Genomic DNA, 611 nt, shown 5'->3' with positions numbered 1-611 from the left:
GCTCGACCCGGCGCAGCGCGCCGCGGTGCGGGCCGCGGGCCGCATCGGCCTCCCGCTCGTGAGCGCCGGCGCGTCGCTCGTCTGGGGGCTCCTCGCCGCGGCGCTCGTCGCGATCGTCCTCCGCGCCGCGGTCATCGACCTGTTCGACGACGTCGACTGGGGCCTCCGCGTCGTCGCGTGGATCGAGGCGCTCGACGCGACCGGGCTCGCACCGCTCGTGCTCGTGGTCGTGCTCGCGGCAGTGGCCGCGGCGGCGGTCGGCTGCTGGCTCTCGGCGCGGCGGATGCGCCGGGCCGGCATCGCGAGCGCGGTGCGCGTGACGCTGCGGGGCGCGGCGCTCGGCACCGCCCTGCAAGCGGTCCTCTCGACCGTCTCGAGCTGGCTGCTGGGCCTCCTCGTCCTGCTGACCGGCGTCGTCGGCGCCTGGTTCGTCGCGGCGCTCTGGCTGCTCGGCTGGCTGGCCGCCTCGGCGCTCATCGGCTGGCTCGCCGGGCCGCGCACGTGGCTCGCGATCGCCCGCCGCGAGGTGCGCCGCGACGCCGCCGGGACGGCGGATCGGTCACCCGGTGCACCGCCGACGCCGTAGCGCCCCTCGCAGCACGCTGGGCGAC

Annotated in this window: 1 pseudogene; it reads left to right on the top strand. The window is 78.6% G+C overall.

The window, feature by feature from the left end:
• Nucleotides 1-586 (top strand): annotated as a pseudogene (locus NWP09_RS13160) (hypothetical protein); the annotation flags it as partial.
• Nucleotides 587-611 lie beyond the last annotated feature (25 nt).

Source organism: Agrococcus sp. HG114 (assembly GCF_024723325.1).
GTDB lineage: Bacteria > Actinomycetota > Actinomycetes > Actinomycetales > Microbacteriaceae > Agrococcus.
This window is presented reverse-complemented; position numbering and strand designations above follow the sequence as displayed.